23 protein-coding genes and 2 tRNA genes are annotated in these 22,578 nt (G+C 69.1%); 16 read left to right on the plus strand and 9 right to left on the minus strand.

The window, feature by feature from the left end; all coding sequences use genetic code 11:
* Positions 1–47: 47 nt before the first annotated feature.
* The 3 genes from glp to HWX62_RS09510 are packed head-to-tail and all read left to right on the plus strand — an operon-like array spanning position 48 to position 2,153.
* A complete protein-coding gene (gene glp / locus HWX62_RS09500) occupies positions 48–1,358 on the plus strand; it encodes a gephyrin-like molybdotransferase Glp (protein ID WP_175985124.1) in 1,311 nt (436 codons plus the stop codon).
* Between the two features lie 37 nt (positions 1,359–1,395).
* Positions 1,396–1,671 (plus strand): hypothetical protein, encoded by a 276-nt coding sequence (locus HWX62_RS09505; protein WP_006476519.1) that lies wholly within the window; start codon positions 1,396–1,398, stop codon positions 1,669–1,671.
* On the plus strand, positions 1,668–2,153 hold the full coding sequence (locus HWX62_RS09510; RefSeq protein ID WP_175929644.1) for a GNAT family N-acetyltransferase: 486 nt from the start codon (positions 1,668–1,670) through the stop codon (positions 2,151–2,153). Before HWX62_RS09505 ends, HWX62_RS09510 begins: the two co-directional genes overlap by 4 nt.
* An 88-nt stretch (positions 2,154–2,241) precedes the next feature.
* On the opposite strand, the gene rmuC is transcribed toward HWX62_RS09510, so the two are convergent.
* From rmuC to pncB, 5 genes are all read right to left on the minus strand, one after another.
* A complete protein-coding gene (rmuC, locus tag HWX62_RS09515) occupies positions 2,242–3,720 on the minus strand; it encodes a DNA recombination protein RmuC (RefSeq protein ID WP_175929645.1) in 1,479 nt (492 codons plus the stop codon).
* Positions 3,717–4,706, minus strand: coding sequence for a D-glycerate dehydrogenase (locus tag HWX62_RS09520; RefSeq protein WP_175929646.1), 990 nt, complete (start codon positions 4,704–4,706; stop codon positions 3,717–3,719). Before HWX62_RS09520 ends, rmuC begins: the two co-directional genes overlap by 4 nt.
* Before the next feature lie 81 nt (positions 4,707–4,787).
* Complete coding sequence (locus HWX62_RS09525; protein ID WP_175929647.1) at positions 4,788–6,218, minus strand: sodium:proton antiporter; 1,431 nt, start codon at positions 6,216–6,218, stop codon at positions 4,788–4,790.
* A gap of 44 nt (positions 6,219–6,262) precedes the next feature.
* A complete protein-coding gene (locus HWX62_RS09530) occupies positions 6,263–6,925 on the minus strand; it encodes a lactate utilization protein C (protein WP_175929648.1) in 663 nt (220 codons plus the stop codon).
* Positions 6,926–7,012: 87 nt separating this feature from the next.
* Positions 7,013–8,212 (minus strand): nicotinate phosphoribosyltransferase, encoded by a 1,200-nt coding sequence (pncB, locus tag HWX62_RS09535; protein WP_175929649.1) that lies wholly within the window; start codon positions 8,210–8,212, stop codon positions 7,013–7,015.
* Between the two features lie 289 nt (positions 8,213–8,501).
* Between pncB and fdxA the strand changes: the two genes are divergently transcribed.
* From fdxA to HWX62_RS09575, 8 genes are all read left to right on the plus strand, one after another.
* Positions 8,502–8,825, plus strand: coding sequence for a ferredoxin FdxA (fdxA, locus tag HWX62_RS09540; protein WP_009688972.1), 324 nt, complete (start codon positions 8,502–8,504; stop codon positions 8,823–8,825).
* Positions 8,826–8,928: 103 nt separating this feature from the next.
* Positions 8,929–9,004 (plus strand) — tRNA-Asn (locus HWX62_RS09545).
* A gap of 72 nt (positions 9,005–9,076) precedes the next feature.
* A tRNA-Asn gene (locus HWX62_RS09550) sits at positions 9,077–9,152 on the plus strand.
* A 127-nt stretch (positions 9,153–9,279) separates the two neighbouring features.
* A complete protein-coding gene (locus tag HWX62_RS09555; protein WP_175929650.1) occupies positions 9,280–9,765 on the plus strand; it encodes a CreA family protein in 486 nt (161 codons plus the stop codon).
* Positions 9,766–9,826: 61 nt separating this feature from the next.
* Entirely contained in the window at positions 9,827–10,762 is a 936-nt protein-coding gene (locus tag HWX62_RS09560; RefSeq protein ID WP_175929651.1) for an AraC family transcriptional regulator, read from the plus strand.
* Between the two features lie 126 nt (positions 10,763–10,888).
* Complete coding sequence (locus HWX62_RS09565) at positions 10,889–11,656, plus strand: AzlC family ABC transporter permease (RefSeq protein ID WP_175929652.1); 768 nt, start codon at positions 10,889–10,891, stop codon at positions 11,654–11,656.
* Complete coding sequence (locus tag HWX62_RS09570) at positions 11,653–11,991, plus strand: AzlD domain-containing protein (RefSeq protein WP_175929653.1); 339 nt, start codon at positions 11,653–11,655, stop codon at positions 11,989–11,991. The genes HWX62_RS09565 and HWX62_RS09570 overlap by 4 nt, the downstream gene beginning before the upstream one ends.
* Before the next feature lie 160 nt (positions 11,992–12,151).
* A complete protein-coding gene (locus tag HWX62_RS09575) occupies positions 12,152–12,934 on the plus strand; it encodes a DUF4088 family protein (RefSeq protein ID WP_175929654.1) in 783 nt (260 codons plus the stop codon).
* Positions 12,935–13,067: 133 nt separating this feature from the next.
* Here HWX62_RS09575 and HWX62_RS09580 read toward each other — a convergent pair whose 3' ends face one another.
* The gene (locus HWX62_RS09580) at positions 13,068–13,469 is read right to left on the minus strand and encodes a hypothetical protein (protein WP_175929655.1); all 402 of its coding nucleotides are present in this window, start codon (positions 13,467–13,469) and stop codon (positions 13,068–13,070) included.
* A gap of 267 nt (positions 13,470–13,736) precedes the next feature.
* Here HWX62_RS09580 and HWX62_RS09585 point away from each other — a divergent pair, with 267 nt between their 5' ends.
* The 3 genes from HWX62_RS09585 (at position 13,737) to fumC (ending at position 17,043) form a co-directional block, all read left to right on the plus strand.
* The gene (locus HWX62_RS09585) at positions 13,737–13,955 is read left to right on the plus strand and encodes an RNA-binding S4 domain-containing protein (protein WP_175929656.1); all 219 of its coding nucleotides are present in this window, start codon (positions 13,737–13,739) and stop codon (positions 13,953–13,955) included.
* A gap of 137 nt (positions 13,956–14,092) precedes the next feature.
* Positions 14,093–15,481 (plus strand): multidrug efflux MATE transporter NorM, encoded by a 1,389-nt coding sequence (gene norM / locus HWX62_RS09590; protein WP_175929657.1) that lies wholly within the window; start codon positions 14,093–14,095, stop codon positions 15,479–15,481.
* A gap of 167 nt (positions 15,482–15,648) precedes the next feature.
* Positions 15,649–17,043, plus strand: a complete 1,395-nt coding sequence (fumC, locus tag HWX62_RS09595; RefSeq protein WP_175929658.1) for a class II fumarate hydratase — start codon at positions 15,649–15,651, stop codon at positions 17,041–17,043.
* 46 nt (positions 17,044–17,089) lie between these two features.
* Here the strand turns inward: fumC and HWX62_RS09600 are convergent, their stop codons facing one another.
* Both HWX62_RS09600 and HWX62_RS09605 read right to left on the minus strand, forming a co-directional pair.
* Complete coding sequence (locus tag HWX62_RS09600; protein WP_175929659.1) at positions 17,090–17,602, minus strand: acyl-CoA thioesterase; 513 nt, start codon at positions 17,600–17,602, stop codon at positions 17,090–17,092.
* Between the two features lie 130 nt (positions 17,603–17,732).
* Complete coding sequence (locus HWX62_RS09605) at positions 17,733–17,876, minus strand: hypothetical protein (RefSeq protein WP_175929660.1); 144 nt, start codon at positions 17,874–17,876, stop codon at positions 17,733–17,735.
* A gap of 188 nt (positions 17,877–18,064) precedes the next feature.
* Here HWX62_RS09605 and HWX62_RS09610 point away from each other — a divergent pair, with 188 nt between their 5' ends.
* On the plus strand, positions 18,065–18,772 hold the full coding sequence (locus tag HWX62_RS09610) for a helix-turn-helix transcriptional regulator (protein WP_175929661.1): 708 nt from the start codon (positions 18,065–18,067) through the stop codon (positions 18,770–18,772).
* A gap of 150 nt (positions 18,773–18,922) precedes the next feature.
* Positions 18,923–21,490 carry a DUF6600 domain-containing protein gene (locus HWX62_RS09615; RefSeq protein WP_244136003.1) on the plus strand — a complete coding sequence of 856 codons (2,568 nt, stop codon included), beginning with the start codon at positions 18,923–18,925 and terminating at the stop codon, positions 21,488–21,490.
* A 96-nt stretch (positions 21,491–21,586) separates the two neighbouring features.
* Here the strand turns inward: HWX62_RS09615 and HWX62_RS09620 are convergent, their stop codons facing one another.
* On the minus strand, positions 21,587–22,558 hold the full coding sequence (locus tag HWX62_RS09620; RefSeq protein WP_059836744.1) for a thymidylate synthase: 972 nt from the start codon (positions 22,556–22,558) through the stop codon (positions 21,587–21,589).
* Positions 22,559–22,578 lie beyond the last annotated feature (20 nt).

Raw genomic sequence — 22,578 nt, forward strand, 5'->3', positions numbered from 1 at the left:
GCGCCACCGGCCACGAACCCGATACGCCTTGCGGCGCAGTCCGACTGATGATCACGCAATCCTCGCCCGCTTCCCGACCCGCACCCGACCCCGAGGCGCCGCTGTCGCTCGCCGACGCGCAGGCGCTCGCGTGCCGCTTCGCGGTGCCCGTCGACGCGTGCGACACGGTCACGTTGCGCGATGCGCTCGACCGTGTGCTCGCGGCCGACGTGAGCGCGCCGTTCGATATCCCCGCCTACGACAACTCGGCCATGGACGGCTATGCGTTCGACGGCGCCGCCGCACTCGCGTCGCCGCAGGGCGAGGTCGCGATGCCGGTCGCCGGCACCGCGTTCGCCGGCCATCCGTTCGACGGCGCCGTGGCAGCCGGCGCATGCGTGCGCATCATGACGGGCGCGCCGATGCCGGCCGGATGCGACACGGTGATTCCGCAGGAACGCGTGCGCGTCGATGGCGACACGATCCGCTTCGCCGCGCACGACGTTGCGCGCGGCGCAAACTGCCGCAAGGCCGGCGAGGATCTCGCGCGCGGCGCCTGTGCGCGCGGCGCCTGTGCGCTCGCCGCGGGCCGCATCCTGCGGCCGTCCGATCTCGGCCTGCTTGCGTCGTTCGGCGTCACCGACGTCACGGTGCGCCGGCGTGTGCGCGTCGCCGTGTTCTCGACCGGCGACGAGTTGCGCGAGCCCGGCGAACCGCTCGGCCGCGGCGCGCTGTACGACAGCAATCGCGGGATGCTGATCGCGATGCTCGAACGGCTGCACGTGGACGCGATCGATCTCGGCATCGTCCGGGACGATCCGGTCGCGCTCGAAGCCGCCTTGCGCGACGCGATCGCCGCGCAAGCCGATGCGGTCATCACGTCGGGCGGCGTCTCGGTCGGCGAAGCCGATTTCACGCGCGACGTGATGGCGCGGCTCGGCGACGTGACGTTCGCGAGCCTCGCGCTGCGGCCCGGCCGGCCGCTCGCGTGCGGCACGCTCGCACGCGCGGCCGACGGCACCGGCCACGCGCTGTTCTTCGGCTTGCCCGGCAATCCGGTCGCGTCCGCCGTGACGCTCCTTGCGATCGTGCGCCCCGCGCTGCTGACACTGGCCGGGGCACGGACGCCGCCGCCGGCCATGTACACGGCGCTCAGCACACATGCGCTGAAGAAGCGTCCCGGCCGCACCGAATACCTGCGCGGCATCGCGACGCGCGCCGTCGACGGCCAATGGCACGTCGCGCCGGCCGGCTCGCAAAGCTCCGCGTCGCTGAGCGGCCTTGCCGCCGCCAACTGTTTCATCGTCCTGGGCCACGATACCGCGGCAGTCGACGCGGGCGCCCCGGTCGACATCCTGCCGCTCGACGGCCTGGCCTGAATTCCAATCGGTATATCTCTACGGGGGCAATCCACACATGAAGAAACAAATCTCGTCGATCGCCGCGGGGCAGACCGCGAAAGCGCTGATTCTCGTCTACCTGACGTTCAGCGTGCCGATCGTGCTGCTCGGCATTCTGGTCGCGTATATCCGCTACGGGATGGTCGAACTGAGCACGATCCTGAGCGCGCTGCTGCTGAACGCAATCCTCGGTTTCGTGCTGCTGTGGATCGCGTGCCACGCGTACAACTGGGTCGCGTCGCGTTTCGGCGGCATCGAGATCGTGCTGTCCGATCCGCCGGAGGAAGCGTGAGCGGCACGCCGCTGATCCGCGCGGCCGAAGCGCGCGACGTCGGCGCGATCCTCGCGCTGATGCGCGAACTGGCCGAGTTCGAAAAGCTCACCGCGCTGTTCGTCGCGACCGAGGCCGATCTCGCCGACGCACTGTTCGGCGCGCACCCGGCTGCCGAAGCGCTGGTGGCCGAACGCGACGGCGCGATCGTCGCGTACGCGCTGTTCTTCCACAACTATTCGACGTTCCTCGGCCGCCGCGGGCTCTACCTCGAGGATCTGTACGTGCAGCCGTCGCAGCGCGGCACGGGCCTGGGCACCGCGATGCTGCGCCATCTCGCGGCACTCGCCGTCGAGCGTCGTTGCGGGCGCTTCGAATGGTCGGTCCTCGACTGGAACCAGCCGGCGATCGATTTCTACGAGAAGATGGGCGCGACCGTGCTGCCGGAGTGGCGCATCGTGCGCGTGACGGGCGACGCACTGGACACGCTCGCCGCGCATTGAGCGCGGGCCGGCCGCGCCGGGTATCGCCGCAAAGGAAACGGGCGCCGCGGCGCCCGTTTTCTCGTCCGACGGCTACCGGCCACGCGCGTCACGCATCGTCCGCATCGGCGCCTTCGGCCCCTTCCGCGCCGAGCAGCCCGGCCGCCGTGTCGCCCGGCAGCGCCTCGACCTGCTTCAGCTTGCGGCTCATCACGCGCGTGCGCTGCTCGGCGGACTCGATCGAGCGCGTGACCGTTTCGAGCTGCGCCTTCGTACGCGCGAGCACGTCGCCGAACTTGCCGAACTCCGTCTTGACCGCACCGAGCACCTGCCATACCTCGCTCGAGCGCTGCTCGATCGCGAGCGTGCGGAACCCCATCTGCAAGCTGTTCAGCAACGCGGTGAGCGTGGTCGGCCCCGCGACCGTCACGCGATAGTCGCGCTGCAGCAGGTCGGTCAGCCCCGGGCGGCGCAGGATCTCCGCATAGAGCCCTTCGGTCGGCAGGAACAGCAGCGCGAAATCGGTCGTGTGCGGCGGCGCGACGTACTTCTCGGCGATCGTGCGCGCTTCCATCCGCACCCGCGCTTCGAGCGCGCGCGCCGCCTCCTCGACCGCCAGCGCATCGGCACGCTCCTGCGCGTCGATCAACCGCTCGTAGTCTTCGCGCGGGAATTTCGCGTCGATCGGCAGCCACACCGGCGACGCGTCGCGCGTGCCGGCGTCGCGCCCCGGCAGCCGGATCGCGAATTCGACGCGCTCGGTGCTCTTCGGCACCGTCGCGACGTTCTTCGCGTACTGGTCGGGCGTCAGCATCTGTTCGAGCAGCGCCTCGAGCTGCACTTCGCCCCAGGTGCCGCGCGTCTTCACGTTGGTCAGCACCTTCTTCAGGTCGCCGACGCCGGCCGCGAGCGTCTGCATCTCGCCGAGCCCGCGATGCACCTGCTCGAGCCGGTCCGACACGAGCTTGAACGATTCGCCGAGCCGCTGCTCGAGCGTCGCGTGCAACTTCTCGTCGACGGTGCGGCGCATCTCCTCGAGCTTGGCCGCATTATTCGTCTCGATTTCCTTCAGCCGTTGCTCGAGCGTCGCACGCACTTCGCCGATCCGCCGGTCGTTCGCCTCGGTCAGTTGCGTGAGCTGCCGGTGCAACGTGTCGCCGAACAGCCGCAGCGCGCCCGTCTGTTCCTCGCGCGCCTGCTGGGCCTGCCGCTGCAGGCTCTCGCGCATCGCGTCGAACTGCTGCGCATTGCCGGCGACGAGCTTGCCGAGTTGCTGCGCGAATCCCTCGATCTGGTTGTTCTGCACGGTCGCCACACTCGTCAGTTGCGCGGCGAGCGTCTGCTGCAACTGGGCGAAGCTGCCGGCCAGCTCGGTACGCGAGCCGCGTGCGCTTTCGACGATCTCGCCGCGCAATTCGCGTTCGAGCCGCTCGACCGCCCGCGCCTGCGCATGCGCGGCGTCCTCGATCTGGTCGCCGAGCACGGCCGCATCGTCATGGCGGCCGCCGCCGCGCACGAGCGCGACGATCGCCACCGCGAGCGCGACGGCCAGCACGACGACCGCCGCCAGCAACAACGTCATCGTCATGCGCGCGGCTTCCCGATCACGTCAGGGTTGATCGGATTCGGCGGCTGCCCCGCACGCGGCCCCTCGCCCAGCGCGGCGATCAGGTTGTCTGCGGCGAGGTTCGCCATCGCGCGGCGGGTCTTTTCGGTCGCGCTCGCGATATGCGGCGTCAGCACGACGTTCGGCACCTCGAGCAGCGCCGGATGCACGCTCGGCTCGCCCTCGTACACGTCGAGACCGGCCGCGGCGATCGTCCCGTCGCGCAGCGCGACGGCCAGCGCCGCATCGTCGACGATTCCGCCGCGCGCGATGTTGGTCAGCGTCGCCGTGGGTTTCATCTTCGCGAGCTCGGCCGCGCCGATCGTGTGATGGTTCTCCTTCGTGTACGGCAGCACGAGCACGACATGATCGGCGCGCGCGAGCAGCGCATCCTTCGACACGTATTCGGCACTCAGTTCGGCCTCGATCTCGGGCGCGACCCGCGAGCGGTTGTGATAGATCACCTGCATCCCGAAGCCGCGCGCGCGGCGCGCGAGCGCCTGGCCGATGCGGCCCATGCCGATGACGCCGAGCGTCGAGCCGTGGATGTCGGCGCCGAGGAAGCCGTCGTACGCCCACTTCTGCCAGTGACCGGCGCGCAGCCAGTGTTCGGATTCGGCGATCCGGCGTGCGGCGGCCATCATCAGCGCCCAGCCGAAATCGGCGGTCGATTCGTTCAGCACGTCCGGCGTGTTGGTGCCGAGGACGTTCGCCGCGTTGAACGCGGCCATGTCGAAGTTGTTGTAGCCGACCGCCATGTTCGCCACGACGCGCAGGCGCGGCGCCGCCGCGAGCGTGGCCGCGCCGACCGGGTCGCCGGCCGTCAGCGCGCCGTCCTTGTCGGCCAGACGCGCGGCGAGCGCATCGGGCGCGAGCGCGTCGCCGTCGTTCCAGTCGACTTCGAAATACTGCTTGAGCCGCTCGATCACGTCCGGAAAGATCGGACGCGCGACCAGGATCTTCTGCATCGCCATCTCCGCATGCCGCGGACGGATCGCGGCGCGCCATGCGCCGCGTGGATCGCCCGCTCGGGGTTGAAAATCGTCAGCTTACGCCGTGAAGAAAAGCCACGACGTCAGCAGGAATACCGGTATCAGCACGACGAGCGCCCAGCCGACGTACGCAAAGAAGCTCGGCATCTTCACGCCGCGCGATTCGGCGATCGCCTTCACCATGAAGTTCGGCGCGTTGCCGATATAGCTGTTCGCGCCCATGAATACCGCGCCGGCGGAAATCGCCGCGAGCGTCGACGCGCCGGTCGTCATCAGCGCCTGCGCGTCGCCGCCCGCGAGGTTGAAGAACACGAGATAGGTCGGCGCATTGTCGAGAAACGACGACAGGATGCCCGTCGCCCAGAAGTACATCGCGTCGATCGGCTTGCCGTCGGGGCCCGTGACGAGGTGGACGATCTGCGCGAATGCACCGCCTGCGCCCGCGCGCAGGATCACGATCACCGGCGCGATCGTCACGAAGATGCCCGCGAACAGCTTCGCGACTTCCTCGATCGGCGCCCAGTTGAACGCGTTGCCCTCGCGCGCGGAACGCGGCGTCAGCGCGAGCGACGCGAGCGTCACCGCCACGAGCGCGACGTCGCGCACGAGATTCTGCAGCGCGACGTGCGTGCCCCACACGTCGAACGTTATGCCCGGCTTCCACACGCCGCTCATCAGCACGAGCGCGATCACGGCCGCGAGCAGCACGAAGTTGATCTTGCCGTCGATCGACAGCGCCGCGCCGTCGGGCGTCGGATCGAGCGCGGCCGGCCGCTCCTCGCCGCCCTTCCGGTAAAAGTACGTATCGAGCGCGAAGAACAGCGTCAGCAGTACCACGCAGATGAACAGCATCGGCAGCGCGAGATGCGTGGTCGTCCAGAAGAAGCTCACGCCGTTCAGGAAGCCGAGGAACAGCGGCGGATCGCCGAGCGGCGACAGCGAGCCGCCCGCGTTCGCGACGAGGAAGATGAAGAAGATCACGACGTGCACGACGTGCTTGCGGTTGTCGTTGGCGCGCAGCAGCGGCCGGATCAGCAGCATCGCGGCGCCCGTCGTGCCCATCACGCTCGCGAGCAGCGTGCCGAGCGCGAGGATCGCGGTATTGAGCTTCGGCGAGCCGTGCAGATTGCCGTTCACGCAGATGCCGCCCGCGACCGTGTAGAGTGCGGTGAGCAGCACGATGAACGGAATGTATTCCTCGAGCAGCGCATGCACGAGCGTGCCGAACGCGGCGCCGGCGCCGAACGCGACCGCGAACGGCGCCAGGAACACGATTGCCCAGCCGGCCGCGATCTTGCCGAAGTGGTGATGCCAGAACACGGGGGCCACGAGCGGGAACAGCGCGATGGACAGCAGGATCCCGGCGAACGGGATGCCCCAGAGCGCGGACAGCGAGGCACCGTCGAGCGTGGCGGCCGATGCGAGCGCGGGAGCAGCGCCAAGCGCGATTCCCGACGCCATGCCCGCCCAGGCGGCATGTCGTTTCATGCAGATCTTCCTTGTTCGAGTAGAGCGTGAATGCAGCGGGCGCGTCAGGCGCCCCTTACGACGATCGCGTGCACGCGGTACGGACCGTGTGCGCCCAGAATGATCGTTTGCTCGATGTCGCCCGTGCGCGACGGGCCCGACACGAAATTGACTGCGCGCGGCAGTTCGCCGCGCTCCGCGCGAATCAGCGCGAACGCGTCTTCATGACCGGCGACGATGCGCGACGCCGGCACGATCGCGATGTGGGTTTCCGGCAGCAGGCCGGTCGATGCGTCAGTGTCGGGGCCGGACAGCAATACCAGCGAGCCCGTCTCGGCGGTCGCGCAGAAGCAGCCGGTCAGGCCGACGAGATCGCCGTCGCGCGGCTTGCGGCACTCGACCGACAGGCCGGCGCCGGCCCAGTCGAAATCGGCCAGCGTGCGCCATGCGACGGCCTGCGTCGGCAGGCCATGAGCGGCGAGATAGCGGGCAGCGGCGGCGGGCACGTCGGCCAGTGTCGCGACTTCGTCGACCGTGGTGGACAGGCGCCCCGCTTCGTCGACGAAAGCGGCGACGAGATCGGCCGGCGCCGGCGGACGCGGGCCCTGCGGATGACGGGCGAGATAGTCGGCGACGCCGTCGCGCTCCGCTGCATCGGGTTCGGCCGCGCGCCCCTGCGCCGCGCGGATGCGTGCGAGGATCTGGCGACGGGCAGCGGAAGTGTCCATGAACGGTCCTCGTGACGTTGGCGTGCAATACGTCGGATTATACCGGCCGCTCCTGCTGCGACGCACCTTCGGCCGAACGGCCGACGCCTACTTCGACGCGTCTTCCTCGACCGGCTGCGCGATGCCGAACACCTGCCGCAGGTACGCGAGATACGCCTTGTCGTCGCACATGCTCTTGCCCGGCGAATCGGACAGCTTCGCGACCGGCTGGCCGTTGCAGCGAACCATCTTGATCACGATCTGCAGCGGCACGTAGCCGAGATCGTTGGTGAGGTTGGTGCCGACGCCGAACGCGAGCTTGCAGCGGCCGCGGAACCGTTCGTACAGCTGCATGACCTTCGGGATGTCGAGCGCATCCGAGAACACGAGCACCTTGGTGCGCGGATCGCACCGGTTCGCCTCGTAATGGCGCAGCATCCGCTCGCCCCAGTCGAACGGATCGCCCGAATCGTGGCGCGCGCCGTCGAACAGCTTGCAGAAGTACATGTCGAAGTCGTTCAGGAACGCATCCATGCCGTAGACGTCCGACAGCGCAATCCCGAGGTCGCCGCGATATTCCTTCGCCCACATCTCGAAGCCGTAGATCTGCGAATCGCGCAGCCGCGGGCCGAGTGCCTGGCACGCCTGCAGGTACTCGTGCGCCATCGTGCCGAGCGGCGTGATGCCGTGCTTCATCGCGTACAGCACGTTGCTCGTGCCCGCGAACTGCGGGCCGAGCCCGTCGCGCAGCGTGAGCGCGACTTCCTCGTGCCAGACCTTCGAGAAGCGTCGGCGCGTGCCGTAGTCGGCGATCTTGCAGTCGGCGAATTCGGGCTTCGCGCCGAGCAGCTTGATCTTCTCGCGCAGCCGTTCGCGGCCTTCTCGATAGTCGGGCTCGCGCTGCGTGTTGCGGAAATAGACTTCGTTGACGATCGCGAGCACCGGGATCTCGAACAGGATCGTATGCAGCCACGGCCCCTCGATCACGATGTCGATCTCGCCGTTGCCCTTCGGCGACGGCGTGACCGAGATGTATTTCTCGTTCAGGTGGAACAGCGCGAGGAAGTCGACGAAGTCGCTCTTGATGAAGCGCATCCGCCGCAGGTAGTCGAGTTCGACGTCGGAAAAGCGCAGCGAGCACAGGCCGCGCACCTCGTCGCGAATCTCGTCGATGTACGGCACGAGATCGACGCCGGGCGTGCGGCACCGGAAACGGTATTCGACGTTGGCAGCGGGGAAGTGATGCAGGACGACCTGCATCATCGTGAACTTGTAGAGATCCGTGTCCAGCAGCGAAGTGATGATCATGATGACGGTACCGCCAATATCGTGACCGGGCCCCGGCGCACCGCGCGCCGCCCGGTCTGTCGATCATGTTACCCGAATGCGGGCCGGACCATCGTGAAACCGCCCCGCCGCCCTGCGGCGTCGCGCCGGTGCCCGGTGTGCGGGTATCCGCGTTGCGCATCCCATAAACTAATCACGAAACGATATAAGCCGGATAGCCGACCACGTCATGCGGGTTTTGCGCTTCAGTTACAATGCCGCTTTTGGCGCAAACGCCACCCCATATATACCGCCAAGCAGGAGCGTTTTAATGACTCACGTTGTGACCGAAGGCTGCATCAAGTGCAAGTACACGGATTGCGTGGATGTGTGCCCGGTGGATTGCTTCCGTGAAGGTCCCAACTTTCTCGCCATCGATCCGGACGAGTGCATCGACTGCGCCGTGTGCGTCGCCGAGTGCCCGACCAATGCGATCTATGCCGAAGAAGACGTTCCGGGCGACCAGCAGCAGTTCACCGCGTTGAACGCCGAGCTGGCGAAGAACTGGCCGTCGATCACGAAGACCAAGCCGGCGCCGGCCGACGCGGACGAGTGGAAGGACGTGCAGGACAAGCTGCACCTGCTCGAGCGCTGATCGCGCGGCGGCCGCAAAAAATTTTTATGCGCCGCGGCTCCAAAGTGTTGACAGGTTAGCGAACACTCCATACAATCTCGTTTCTCTGCTGTTGCTTGTTTGTTCCCCGATAGCTCAGTCGGTAGAGCGCCGGACTGTTAATCCGTAGGTCCCTGGTTCGAGCCCAGGTCGGGGAGCCAAAAACGCAAAGGCCCGTTGAAAGTGGACGGGTTTTTTGTTGGAACAGACAACACGCAGATGTACCGATTTATTCCCCGATAGCTCAGTCGGTAGAGCGCCGGACTGTTAATCCGTAGGTCCCTGGTTCGAGCCCAGGTCGGGGAGCCAGATAGCGAAAGGCCCGTCATTCGACGGGCCTTTTGTTTTTCCGGCCACCTATCCTTCCTTTTGCTTCTCGTGGCCCGGTCATGCGCATGCTAGAGTTTCCGTCCCGCATTCGCATCCGGTTCCGTCGATGAAGCATCGCCTCCCCCGTCTCACCCCCGTTGCCCTCCTGCTCTGCGCATTCGCCGCGGCCCCGTTCGCGCGTGCGGAGGAAGTCGGCAGCGTCAACACCCATTTCCGCGTCACGGGCTCCGACCGCGTGGTCGTCGAGGCCTATGACGATCCGGTCGTGAATGGCGTGACCTGCTACGTGTCGCGCGCCCGCACCGGCGGGATCAAGGGCACGCTCGGCGTCGCCGAGGATCCGAGCGAAGCGTCGATCGCGTGCCGGCAGGTCGGCCCGATCAGCTTCAAGGAACCGCTCAAGCAGCAGACCGACGTCTTCAGCGAACGCATGTCGTTCATCTTCAAGACGCTGCACGTCGTGCGCGTGGTCGACAAGAAACGCAACACGATCGTCTACCTGACCTACAGCGACCGTATCGTCAGCGGCAGCCCGAAGAACGCGGTGACCGCGGTGCCGATGCCGGCCGGCACGACGATTCCGCTCAAGTAAGCCCGCACTCGCCGGGCGCGCGAGCGATACACTGTCGGTTCGACCGCTCCCGCGCCCGATCATGCCCGTCACCCGCCTTCCCGATTCCGCACGCTACTGGCGCACGCCGCTCGTGCCGAACGCGGATCTGCTCACGGCCACCTATCGCGATCACACGTTCGCGCCCCACTGGCACGACGCATACACGATCCCCGTGATTCTCGAAGGCGCGGAACGCTTCACCTATCGCGGGACCGGCCATGTCGCCGAAACCGGCACCGTGCCCGTGATCAATCCCGGCGAAGTGCACACGGGCTCGCGTGCGACCGACGAGGGCTGGTGCTATCGCGTCAGCTACATGCCGGTCGAATTCATCCGCGGCCTCGCCAGCGCAATCGCGGGCCGCCCGCAGGATGCGCCGTGGTTTGCCCCCGACGTGATCCGCGACCCCGATCTCGCGGCCCGGCTCACGCGGGCGCACCGGATGCTGGAAGCCGGCAGCGAGCCCGCGCTGTCATCGCGTGCGCAGGCGCCGCGGCAGCCGACCGATGATCGGACGGCCGGAGAACCAGCGGCCGGCGCCCCGGCCACCGGCGCGCCGCGCGTCTACGATCCGCTCGCCGCCGAAACCGCGATGCTCGACGCGCTGTCGACGCTGATCGCGCGCCACGCCGACGCGCGGCCGCAGCCGGTGCGGCTCGCGGCCGACGAACCGCGCGTCGACGCGATGCGCGAACGGCTCGCCGCCGACCTGATGTCCACGGTGACGCTCGACGACGTCGCGCAGGCGGCGGGCCTGTCGCCGTTTCACGCGGCGCGCCTGTTCACGCGAACGACCGGCATGCCGCCGCATGCGTGGCGCAACCAGCTGCGGCTGCAGCGTGCGCTGGCGCCGCTGCGCGCGGGCGTGCCCGTCGCCGAAGTCGCGGCGGCCAGCGGCTTCGTCGACCAGAGCCATTTCACCCGGCATTTCAAACGGATGTTCGGCGTGCCGCCCGGGCGCTGGCAGGCGAGCTGACGCGCGGCTTCCCGCGGCCGTCCGCCACGCCGCGACCCGCGCCACCGGCATTCGAACTCAGGCACCGGCGCGGCGAGCGCAAGAACATACAAGCCGGCCCGCCATCGGCCCGCTATCCTCCAGCGCATGGAGGAGCGCTTCTTGAACAAGACACCCGCATCACCCCCGCGCCGCCCGCTCAACGAATGGCTCGACGGCGCGCGCGACACGATTCCGATGATGGTCGGCGCCGCACCGTTCGGCGTGATTTTCGGCACGCTTATCGGCGGCGGCCCGCTCGCCGCATGGCACGGCGCACTGATGTCGCTCGCCGTGTTCGCGGGCTCCGCGCAGTTCATCGCGCTCGGCCTGATCGCCGGCAGCGCGAGTTTCGTCGTCGTGCTCGCCACGACACTGATCGTGAACCTGCGCCACCTGCTGTACAGCGCGACGCTCGCGCCCTACGTCGCGCATCTGCCGCTGCGCTGGCGCGCGACGCTCGGCGCGTTGATGACCGACGAGGTGTTCGCGGTCGCATACGGACACTACCGGCACTACCCGCCCGGCACGATCGGCCCCCACTACTTTTTCGGCTCGGGGCTCGCGATGTACCTGAACTGGCAGGTCTGGACGCTCGCGGGCATCGGCTTCGGCGCGGCGTTCCCGGGCTTGCAGTCGCTCGGCCTCGATTTCGCGATGGCGGCGACCTTCATCGCGATCGTCGTCCCGCAGCTCGGCACGCTGCGCTATTTCGCGGCGGCCGCCACGGCCGGCACGCTCGCGTACTTCTGGCAGGGCTGGCCGTACAAGCTCGGGCTGCTCGGCGCGGTCGCCGCCGGCGTCGCGATCGGGGTGGCGCTCACGCTGCTGCACGATCGCACGCGTGCCGGCTCGCGCCCGGAGGCCGCATCGTGAGCTACGCACTGTTGATCCTCGGCATGGCCGTCATCACGTACGCGATCCGCTCGACGCTGTTCCTGTTCGGCGAGCGGCTGACGTTCCCGCCGCTCGTGCGGACCGCGCTCGGCTTCGTGCCGGTCACCGTGCTGACCGCGATCATCGTGCCGATGACGGTCTCGCCGCACGGCGGCACGGCCGAGCTGACCTGGCGCAATCCGCAGCTCGTCGGCGCGCTCGCGGCCGTGCTCGTGTCGGCCGCGACCCGCCGCCCGCTCGTGACGATCGCCGCCGGGCTCGTGGTGTTCTTCCTGTGGCAAGGGGTCGTCCTCCCGCACTGGCTGCCGGCCTGAGCACGCGCTCGGCCGACCGCGCTCAAGTTTCCGCCCGGCGCGCCGATATAGCGGGTGAAGACCCGCCACCGGCCTCGGCGCGCACCGGTCCGTCGATGCCGCGCCCGCCCCGGTGCGCCGCGCCGGCGCCGGCTTGCGCGGGCCGCCATCGAGACGATTCATGGGCCAGATCACGCTTTCCCTCAAGGACGACACACTCGAGTCCCTGCGCAAGGACTACGACGCGTTCGTCCGCGTGTCGCTGAAACTCGACCCGCAATTCGCGACGCCGTCGTTCGAGGATTTCCTGCGCGCCAAGCTGCTCGACAACATGGTGCCGCTGACCGAGCACGCCGTGCAGCGGATGCTGCAGGGCGGCCAGTACGCGTGGGCCAAGCGCACGCTCGACAAGGAATTTCCGGACGTCGTCGCGATCCTGATGCGACAGGCCGGCGAATTCGGCTTCGGCTTCGCGTCGCGCTCCGAATGGACGCCCGACGAACTCGCGAAGGCATGCCGCGACTGGGCGAAGGCGATCGTCGCCGAAGCGCAGGGCGACGCGTCGCTGATCGACCCGCTCGCGTCGCAGATCAAGGGCGCGGCGCAAGACATCCAGACGCTCGAGGAAGTGATGCAGACGCCTGCGTGGCGGCTCGCGGAATCGCTGCGACAGCGGATCTACGAGGCCAAGCTCGCGTGCGAGATGAGCGTCGGCAGCACCGCGCGCGACAAGCTCGGCGAGCTGCGCGGGCTGCTGCGGCTCGGCCTCGCGCACGGCTCGTTCCAGAAGCAGGAGGCGCAGCAGATCATGGAATACCTGCGGCTGCTGAAGCCGGAGATCTTCGTCGAGGAACCGTACGACGTGTTCGCGCGGCTCGCCGCGTGGCTGCGCAGCGTGTTCACACCGGCCGCCGTGCGGCCGGCCCAGGGGCAGGGACAAGGGCAAGGCCCGCGCCGGCCGTGACCGCGCGCCCGTCCCGCTGAACGCATCCCCCACGAAAACGGCCCGGTTCGCATAAAGCGAACCGGGCCTTCGGACGATCGCCCGTCGCGACGCGCCCTCGGAAGGCGAGCGTCGCGACGGCGCCGGGCGCCGCTTACTGCGTGGCGCCCTGGGCCGACGCACCGCCCTGCGCGCCGACCGATGCACCGCCTTCGGCCGCCTCGTCGGCCTTCGCCTTGGCCGAACCCGCATGGCCCTTGGCCGATTTCGCCGCATGCTTCGTATGCTTCTTGGTCGAATGGACGGCCGACGACGTCGTATCCTTCGCGCCATCGGCTGCCGCGCCGACCGCATCGGTCGCACCGCCCGCCGCATTGCCCGACGCGTTCGCGCCTGCGCCGCCCTGCACGCCTGCGCCGGCCCCTGCCGCCGGCGTCTGCGCCTGCACGCCGGCACCGGCGGCACCTTGCGCCGTCGTGCCCGTCTGGGCGAATGCGGCCGAAGTGGCGAACGCCGTCAGCGCGGCACCGATCAGCATCGTACGAATCTTGGACATGGCAATTCTCCTCGAGAAGTTGTGCGCTCGAACCGCCGTGATGCGGCCCGTCGCGTCCCCCGCCGCAACACGCGGCAGGTACGACAGAAGACCGGCGGCCGGCGCGACCGGTTCGCCGATCTCTCAGACTGTTACCCACCGTTTCATTTGCTGACGAATCGCTCACAGTCCTTTACATCCGCCGGCGGCCGGCCGCGCTCGCGTGCCCGCCCGCGGTGCCGTATGATGCGGAGCGTTTCCTCCTGCGCGTCGCGCACCTTCCTCGTCATGCCCAATCTGGATTTCACGCTGACCGGCGAATACGTCGAGCTGCACAACCTTCTCAAGATCACCGGCCTCGCGGACAGCGGCGGCACCGCGAAGCTGATCGTCGCGTCCGGCGCCGTGAAAGTCGACGGCGCGGTCGAACTTCGCAAGACCTGCAAGATTCGCGCGGGCCAGGTCGTGCTGTTCGGCGACACGCGCATCGCGGTACGCGAGGCATAGGGCCCTGGAGGGTTCCCCTGCCCCTGACATGGCCATCGGCGCGCGCGTTCGACACGGTACGAATAAAGCCGTAAGCTAGCCGTCTCTCAAAATAAATACATCGCGCGCGGGCCCGCACCCGTGCGAGCGCCCATTCCATGTCGCATTCCGGTCTTACGCGGACGGCCGTCGCGCCGCCGTCCCTGTCCAGTCATGCCGCCGATACCGCGCGCCTCGCCGCCCCGCTCGCGATCGCGCAACTGTCCCAGATGGCGATGAGCGTCACCGACACGGTGCTGCTCGGTTCGCTCGGCCCCGATTCGCTCGCCGCCGGCGGGCTCGGCGCGAACTTCTTCTTCGTCATCGTGACGATCCTGCAAGGCGTGCTGTCGTCGGTCAGCGTGAGCGTCGCGCATGCGCGCGGCGCGCGGGCCGAGCATCGCGTGCCGCACATCTACTGGACGGGCTTCGCGCTGTCCGTGCTGCTCGCGATTCCGGCCATCGTCGCGCTGTCGCTCGCCGAACCGATCCTGCTGATGTTCCACGAGCCACCGCTGCTCGCGCATCACGTCGGCGAATACACGGGCATCCTGCGCTTCGCGGCGCTCGGCAGCCTGATCGGCGTCGGGCTGATGCGCGCGTTCCTGCCGGCGATCGGCGCCGCGCGACGGCTGTTGTGGGTGTCGATCGGCGGCGTCGGCGTCAACGGCGTGCTGAACTACGGGCTGATCCACGGCGCATTCGGGCTGCCGCGCCTCGGCTTTCTCGGCTCGGCCGTCGCGACGACGATCACGATCTGGCTCACCGCACTCGCCCTCATCTGGCTGCTGCACGGCCGGCAGCGCTTCCGTCATTTCGTGACCGCCGCGCGCCCGAAGCTGCCCGTGATGGGCGAGCTGATCGGCATCGGCTGGCCGGTCGCGATCACGTACGGAGTCGAATCGACGCTGTTCCTCGCCACCGGCCTGACGGTCGGCGTGCTGGGCGCGACGTCGCTCGCCGCGCACCAGATCGCGCTGAACGTCGCGTCGGTATCGTTCATGGTGCCGCTCGCGATCGGCCAGGCGGCCAATGTTCGCGTCGGCTACTGGATCGGCGCGGGCTCGCCCGTCGCCGCGCGGCACGCGGGCTTCGTCGCGCTCGCGCTCGGCGTCGGCTTCATGTCGCTGTCGGGCCTCGTGATGATCGTCGCGCCGCATACGATCGTCGGCCTGTACCTGCACCTCGACGACCCCGCCAACGCGGCCACGGTGTCGCTCGCCGCGTCGCTGCTCGGCATCGCCGCGGTGTTCCAGATCGTCGACGGGATGCAGACCGTCGGGTCCGGTGCGCTGCGCGGCCTGAAGGACACGCGCATCCCGATGCTCGCGGCGACCTTCGGCTACTGGGGCATCGGCTTCCCGACCGGCTACTGGTTCGCATTCCACGCGGGTCTGGGCGCGCGCGGCCTGTGGTGGGGGCTCGCGGCCGGGCTCGCGAGCGTCGCCGCGCTGATGGCATGGCGCTTTCACCGCAAGACCGCCTCGCTCATCGCGGCGGCGCGCTAGGAACGGGCCCCCGGCGTCACACGACGCGAAATCGCGGCCGGCGCTATGCTTGTCGGTCTAACACCCCGAGACGCCGCGCGAGCGGCGCGACTGACTCACGATACGCTGATTACGCCTGACGCCGCGCGACGTCGCGCGGCCTTTCCCCTTTCCCGGAGGAGTGCATCATGAATGAAGCAGTTCGGATGGAACGCGACACGTTCGGCGAGATCGCCGTGCCGGCCGACCGGCTCTGGGGCGCGCAGACCGAGCGCTCGCTGCAGAATTTCCGGATCTCGACGGAGAAGCAGTCGCCCGAGCTGATCCACGCGCTCGCGATCGTCAAGCGCGCCGCGGCGGCCGTCAACCAGTCGCTCGGCGTGCTCGCCGACGACAAGGCGCGCGCGATCATCGAAGCCGCCGACGAGATCATCGCCGGCAAGCATCCGCGCGAATTCCCGCTCGCGGTGTGGCAGACGGGCTCCGGCACGCAGACCAACATGAACCTCAACGAGGTGATCGCGAATCGCGCGAGCGAGCTGATGGGCGGCGAGCGCGGCGAAGCGCGCAAGGTTCATCCGAACGACGACGTGAACCGCGGCCAGTCGTCGAACGACGTGTTCCCGACCGCGATGCACGTCGCGGCCGCGTACGCGATCGTCAATCACCTGCTGCCGGCGCTGCGTACGCTGCGCGCGACGCTCGACGCGAAATCGAAGGCGTTCGCCGACATCGTGAAGATCGGCCGCACGCACCTGCAGGACGCCACGCCGCTCACGCTCGGCCAGGAGTTCTCCGGCTATGTCGCGCAGCTCGACCAGGGCATCCGTCACGTCGAATCGGCGCTGCCGCACCTGTACGAGCTCGCGCTCGGCGGCACCGCGGTCGGCACGGGGCTGAATGCGCATCCGGAGTTCGCGGTGCGCGTGGCCGACGAAATCGGCCGGCTCGCGAAGCTGCCGTTCGTGACGGCGCCGAGCAAGTTCGAGGTGATGGCCGCCGCCGATGCGCTCGTCTTCGCGCACGGCGCGCTGAAGACGGTCGCGGCCGGCCTGATGAAGATCGCGAACGACGTGCGCTGGCTCGCGAGCGGGCCGCGCTGCGGGCTCGGCGAACTGTCGATTCCGGAAAACGAGCCGGGCAGCTCGATCATGCCGGGCAAGGTGAACCCGACGCAGTCGGAAGCCGTGACGATGCTGTGCTGCCAGGTGTTCGGCAACGACGTCGCGGTCAACGTCGGCGGCGCGAGCGGCAATTTCGAGCTGAACGTGTTCCGGCCGATGATCGCGCACAACGTGCTGCAGTCGGTGCGGCTGCTCGCCGACGGCGCGCAGAGCTTCAACGATCACTGCGCGGTGGGCATCGAGCCGAACCGCGCGCGGATCGACCTGCTGCTGAACGAATCGCTGATGCTCGTGACGGCGCTCAATCCGCACATCGGCTACGACAAGTCCGCGCAGATCGCGAAGAAGGCGCACAAGGAAGGCACGACGCTGAAGGCGGCCGCGCTCGCGCTCGGCTACCTGACCGAGGCGGAATTCGATGCATGGGTGCGCCCCGAGCAGATGATCGGGACGCGGTAACGGCAGGACGACGGGCGCCGCGCGACGAGCGCGGCGCCCGCGGCACTCAGACGGTGCCCTTCGCGACTTCTTCCGGCTTCATCTCGACGATCTTGTCGAGCGCGGCCCGCACGTCGGCCGCATATTTCGCGAGCACCCGCTGCTCGTCGGTTTCGGGCACGAACGGCGGCACCGGCACCGGATTGCCGTTCTCGTCGACCGCGACGAACACGACGAGGCAATCGGTCGTCTGACGCAGCACGCCGCCCTTCGGATCGCCGGCGTGCACCGACACGTGGATGTGCATGCTGGTGCGGCCCGTCGCGACGACGCGCGCCTTCAGCTCGACCAGATTGCCGACCAGGATCGGACGCTGGAAACGGATGTTGCCGACGCTGACCGTCACGCAATAGCGGCTCGACCAGACGGCCGCACATGCATACGCGACCTCGTCGATCCACTTCATCAGCGCGCCGCCATGCACCTTGCCGCCGAAGTTCACGGACGAAGGCTCGGCAAGGAAGCGGAATACGGTTTCGGTGCGGTCGAGGGCGGCCGGCACGGGGGACGATGGGGGCATTGTTCTGGCTCCAGGCGGCGGGGGCGCTGTGATCGGGCCATTATACGTTGCAGTGCGGCAACGCGTCGCGGCAAGCCCCGCGTGACGGGGCTCCGGCAGTCATGCCGGCTCGCCCGCGGATCGGCGCCGGTCAGCGGCGCACCGTGATGCCCTGATCGATCGTCCCGTACATCTCGATACTGCCGCCGCGTTCGCCGGTCGCGCCCGCGCCGCCGCCGGACGCACAGGCCGCGCACACCAGCGCGGCGGCCAACATACAGAAAATCGTCTTCATCGTTGCATCGCGTCACATGCGGCGGCCCGCTGCCGCCGCTCGCGGCCATTCTACGCGTACCCCGCGACGGCCCGCAGGCCGGTCCGCGCCGGGACGGCGCCGGTGCATCCGACATTTCATCCGGAAGCGAAACATCGAATGCCCGCACCGACTACACTACCGCTCATCCCGCTCGACGAGACACGACGATGACCGATCAAGACGACCACCATTTTCCGGGCCTGAGCCGCATCGCCGCACTGATCGCCGATCCCGGCCGCGCCGCGATGCTGTGGGTGCTGATGGACGGCAGCGCGCGACCGGCCGGCGAACTGACGATGATCGCGGGACTGTCGCCGTCCGCCGCCAGCGCGCACCTCGCCCGCCTGACCGAGGGCGGCCTGCTGGCGCTCGACGTGCGCGGCCGGCATCGCTACTACCGCATCGCGTCGGCCGACATCGCCGCCGCGCTCGAAGCGCTCGCGAACGTCGCCCGCGCGGCCGCGCCGCATCGCCCGGTTCCGCCGCCGTCGCGCACGGTCCCGGCCGAGCTGCGCTATGCACGTACCTGCTACGACCATATGGCCGGCGAGCTGGCGGTGCGTATCTTCGACGGGCTCACCGCGCGCGGCTGGCTGCTCGCCGACGGCGACGCGATCGAGACCACCGAGCTCGGCACGCAGGCACTCGCGCAATGGGGCATCGACGTCGCGCAGCAGCGCACGCGCCGACGCCGCTTTGCGTGCGGCTGTCTCGACTGGAGCGAGCGGCGCTCGCATCTCGGCGGCGCACTCGGCGCGGCGCTGCTCGAAAGCTTCTGCGCACAGGGCTGGATCGAGCGCACCGCCCGCCCGCGCGTGCTGCGCGTCACGGTGCCCGGGCAGCAGGTTTTCGACGCGTGGCTTACGTCCGCTTGACGCCGGCATTGCAGCGGCACGACAACGGCGCGCGATGGACAGGTTTTGTTACATCGCGTGCCATTCGACTTACAAAACACCGTGCCTTGAAACAGGCCAAGCGGATATTGTGAACTGGACGGCACGAATCGACGCGCCGCGATCACAACGATGACGCTCACCATGGCCACCCTGTTCACGCTCAAGCGCACCGCCCGCTACACGCTGCTCGCGTTCGTCGCGCTGGCGGCGCTGCCGCCCGTCTTCGCGCAATCGGCCGACGCGCCGCCGAATACGGCCGCGGCACGGCAATCGGGCGGCGACCCGCCCGGCCGCGTCGCGCGGCTCAATTACCTGTCGGGCGCCGTGACGACCGAACCGGCCGGCACCGATACCTGGTCGTATGCGGCGGTGAACCGGCCGCTGACCACCGGCGACCAGCTCTGGAACGATGCCGGCGCGCGCTCGGAGCTGCACATCGGCTCGACCGCGGTGCGGCTCGGCGAATCGACGAGCCTGTCGGTGCTGAACCTCGACGACACGACGACGCAGTTGAAAGTGGGGCTCGGCACCGTGTCGACGCACGTGCGCGCGCTGCCGCCCGGCGGATCGTACGAGATCGACACGCCGAACCTCGCGCTCGGCATCACGGCCCCCGGCGACTATCGCGTCGACGTCGCCCCGAACGGCGCGAGCACGACGGTGACGGTGCGCAGCGGCAGCGCGACCGTCTACGGCAGCAACGGACAGTACCCGCTGTCGCCCGGGCAGCAGGTCGTGTTCACCGGCACCGACCTGCAGGTCGCGCAGCAATCGGCCGCACCGGGCCCCGACCCGCTCGACCAGTGGGCCGCGAGCCGCGACGCGGCCGAAGAACGCTCGGTGTCGGCCCGCTACGTGTCCCGCGACATGCCCGGCTACCAGGATCTCGACGCGAACGGCACGTGGCGCGAAACCCCCAATTACGGCGCCGTCTGGGTGCCGAACGACACGCCGGCCGACTGGGCGCCGTATCACGACGGTCACTGGATCTGGCAGGCGCCGTGGGGCTGGACCTGGGTCGACGACGCGCCGTGGGGCTTCGCGCCGTATCACTACGGCCGCTGGGCTTACGTGGACGACAGCTGGGCATGGGTGCCGGGCCCGATGGTCGTCAGCCAGCCGCCCGTCTACGCGCCGGCGCTCGTCGCGTTCGTGGGCGGCGGCGGCGGCGGGTCCGACTGGAGCGTCGCGCTCACGGTCGGCGGCGTCGCCGCGGCAGGCTGCGCATGGTTCGCGCTCGGCCCGGGCGAGCCGTGGCACCCCAGCTGGGGCGGCTGGAGCCCGCACTACTACGACCGCGTCAATCGCAACATCGTGGTGAACAACGTCAACGTGAACAAGACCGTGAACGTGACGAACATCACCAATATCACCAACATCAACAAGACGTACGTGAACTTCCGCGCGCCGCACGCGATCACGGCCGTGCCGGCGTCCGCGTTCGTGCACGGCCAGCCGGTCGCGCACTTCTCGCAGCACGTGGATCCGCAGCAATGGCGCAACGCGCACGTCGTGCCCGGCACGCCCGGCATCGCGCCGGTGCGCCAGAGCTTCACCGGCGGCCTGCGCACGGCCAGCTATCGCCCGCCGGCGGCGATCGCGCAGCACCCGTACGTCGCGACGCGCAATCCGGCCGTGCCGGCCGCGTATCGCGACCAGGCCGCCGCGCACCTCGCGCAGCAAGGCGGGCGCGTACCGGGCGCCGGCGCGCCCGTCGTGAAGACGAACGTGCCGGCCGACTACACGGCTCGCCCGGTCCGGGTCGCGGGCAAGCCGGGCGGCGGCGCCTGGGCAATGCACAACGTGCAGCTCGTGAATCCGCACGGTCCGGTCGTGCAGCCGGCCCGCGCGCCGCGCGAAGGCCAGCCGCCCGGCGAGCAGGCGGGTCGGCCGGGCGCACCGATGCCGGGCATGCCGAATGTCGCGCGGCCGGCGAACGGCGAAAGCCCCAACGCGCCGCGTTTCGCCAATGGCGGTACGCCGCAGGCCCCCGGCAACCCGATGCCGCATCAGGCGTTCGCGCCCGGCAACGGCGTCCCCCATCCGCCGGGCGCGAACGACGTGCCGTCGGGGGCCGGGAATGCGCACGCAGCCAACACGCCGTCGCCCGCGTGGATGCAGCCGCACACGCCGATGGAACGTCAACGCGCCGCGCCACCCACCGCGCTGCACGCGGCGGGACAGAATGCGCTGCCGCCGGTGCGCAGCGCCGCGGTGCCGCATCCGGGCGGCGCGCCGGCACCGCAGAGTGCACAGCCCGGCGGCCGCAACGACGCGCCGCGCACGCAGCCGCAGCCGCAGCCGCAGCCCGACCATACCGCGCAGATTCCGCAACCGCGTCCGCGCCCCGATTTCCCGACGCCAGCCCGGCACACGCAGCCGCTGCCGCAATCGGAACGGGCCGCCCCCGCGCCGCAACCGCGCCCGGACTTCGCTCAGCCGGCGCCGCATCGCGAAGTCGCGCCGCCGCGCGTGAACGAGTACCGTCCGCCGGCGCCTGCCGTGCACGACATGCCGCGTCCGCAGCCGCAGGCGCCGCGCATGGAGCCGCATCCGCAACCGGCGCCGCGCATGGAACCGCGTCCGTCGATGCCCGCCCCGCGGATGGAACCACGGCCGCAGCCGGCGCCGCACGTCGAGTCGCCGCACCCGAGCAACCCGCCGCCGGGCGGCCACGAAGAGCGGCATCGACAGTAAGTGCCGCAAACATGAAACAAAAAGCCCGACCGGTATCAGCCGGTCGGGCTTTTTTGGATGCGCATCGATGAAACCGCGCGGCGCCGGGCCGCGCGATCAGACCGCCATCGGTGCGGTCAACGGCTCATGGTGCCGGTAGCCGACGAGCGAGAAATCGGACGGCTCGACCTGCTCCAGCCATTCAGGTGCATAGACACCCGTCTTCGCGTACTCGGGCACGCGCTCGGCAATCTCGAGCCGCGGGCTTTCGTACGGCTCGCGCGTGAGCTGCTGCTGCAGCATGTCGAGCTGGTTCTCGTAGATGTGCGCGTCGCCGATGAAGTACGTGAACCAGCGCGGCGTGTAGCCCGTCAGCCGGCCGACGAGCGACAGCAGCGCGGCCCCTTCCGTCAGGTTGAACGGCGTGCCGAGGCCGACGTCGTTGCTGCGGATGTACAGGCACAGCGAGATCTCGCGCTTCGTCGCGTTCGGCAGGAACTGGTACAGCAGATGGCACGCGGGCAGCGCGATCTGGTCGAGCACGGCCGGATTCCACGCATGAAACAGGATGCGGCGATCGGACGGGTTCTCCATGATCGTGTCGAGGCACTGGCGCAGTTGATCGATCGCCTTGTACAGCAGCACCTTCGGCGCGCCGTCCTCGTCGAACCGCGTGACGATCCGGAAGCCGCGACGCGTCGCATCGGCGATCTGCGCGTCGGCGCTCGCGTCGAGAACCTTGTAGCCCGGCCACTGGCGCCATTGCACGCCGTATACGTCGCCGAGATCGTCGACGCCCTGGCGATACGGGTTAGCCAGCCACTGCGCGTTCTCGTTCGCGTTCGCATCCCACACCTTGCAGCCGAGCGCACGGAAATCGGCCGCGCTGCGCGACGCGCGCAGGAAGCCGACCAGCTCGCCGATCGCGGACTTGAACGCGAGCTTCTTGGTCGTCACGGCCGGGAAGCCTTGCTGCAGGTCGAAGCGCAGCATCGCGCCCGGCATGCTGATGGTGCGGATCCCCGTGCGGTTCTCCTGCCAGGTGCCGGTATCGAGAATGGTACGAACGAGATCGAGATACTGTTTCATGCGGGTTCCTTCGGCCGCGA

Origin of the sequence: Burkholderia sp. BCC0506, assembly GCF_902833145.1 — a bacterium.
In the GTDB taxonomy this organism is placed as follows: domain Bacteria; phylum Pseudomonadota; class Gammaproteobacteria; order Burkholderiales; family Burkholderiaceae; genus Burkholderia.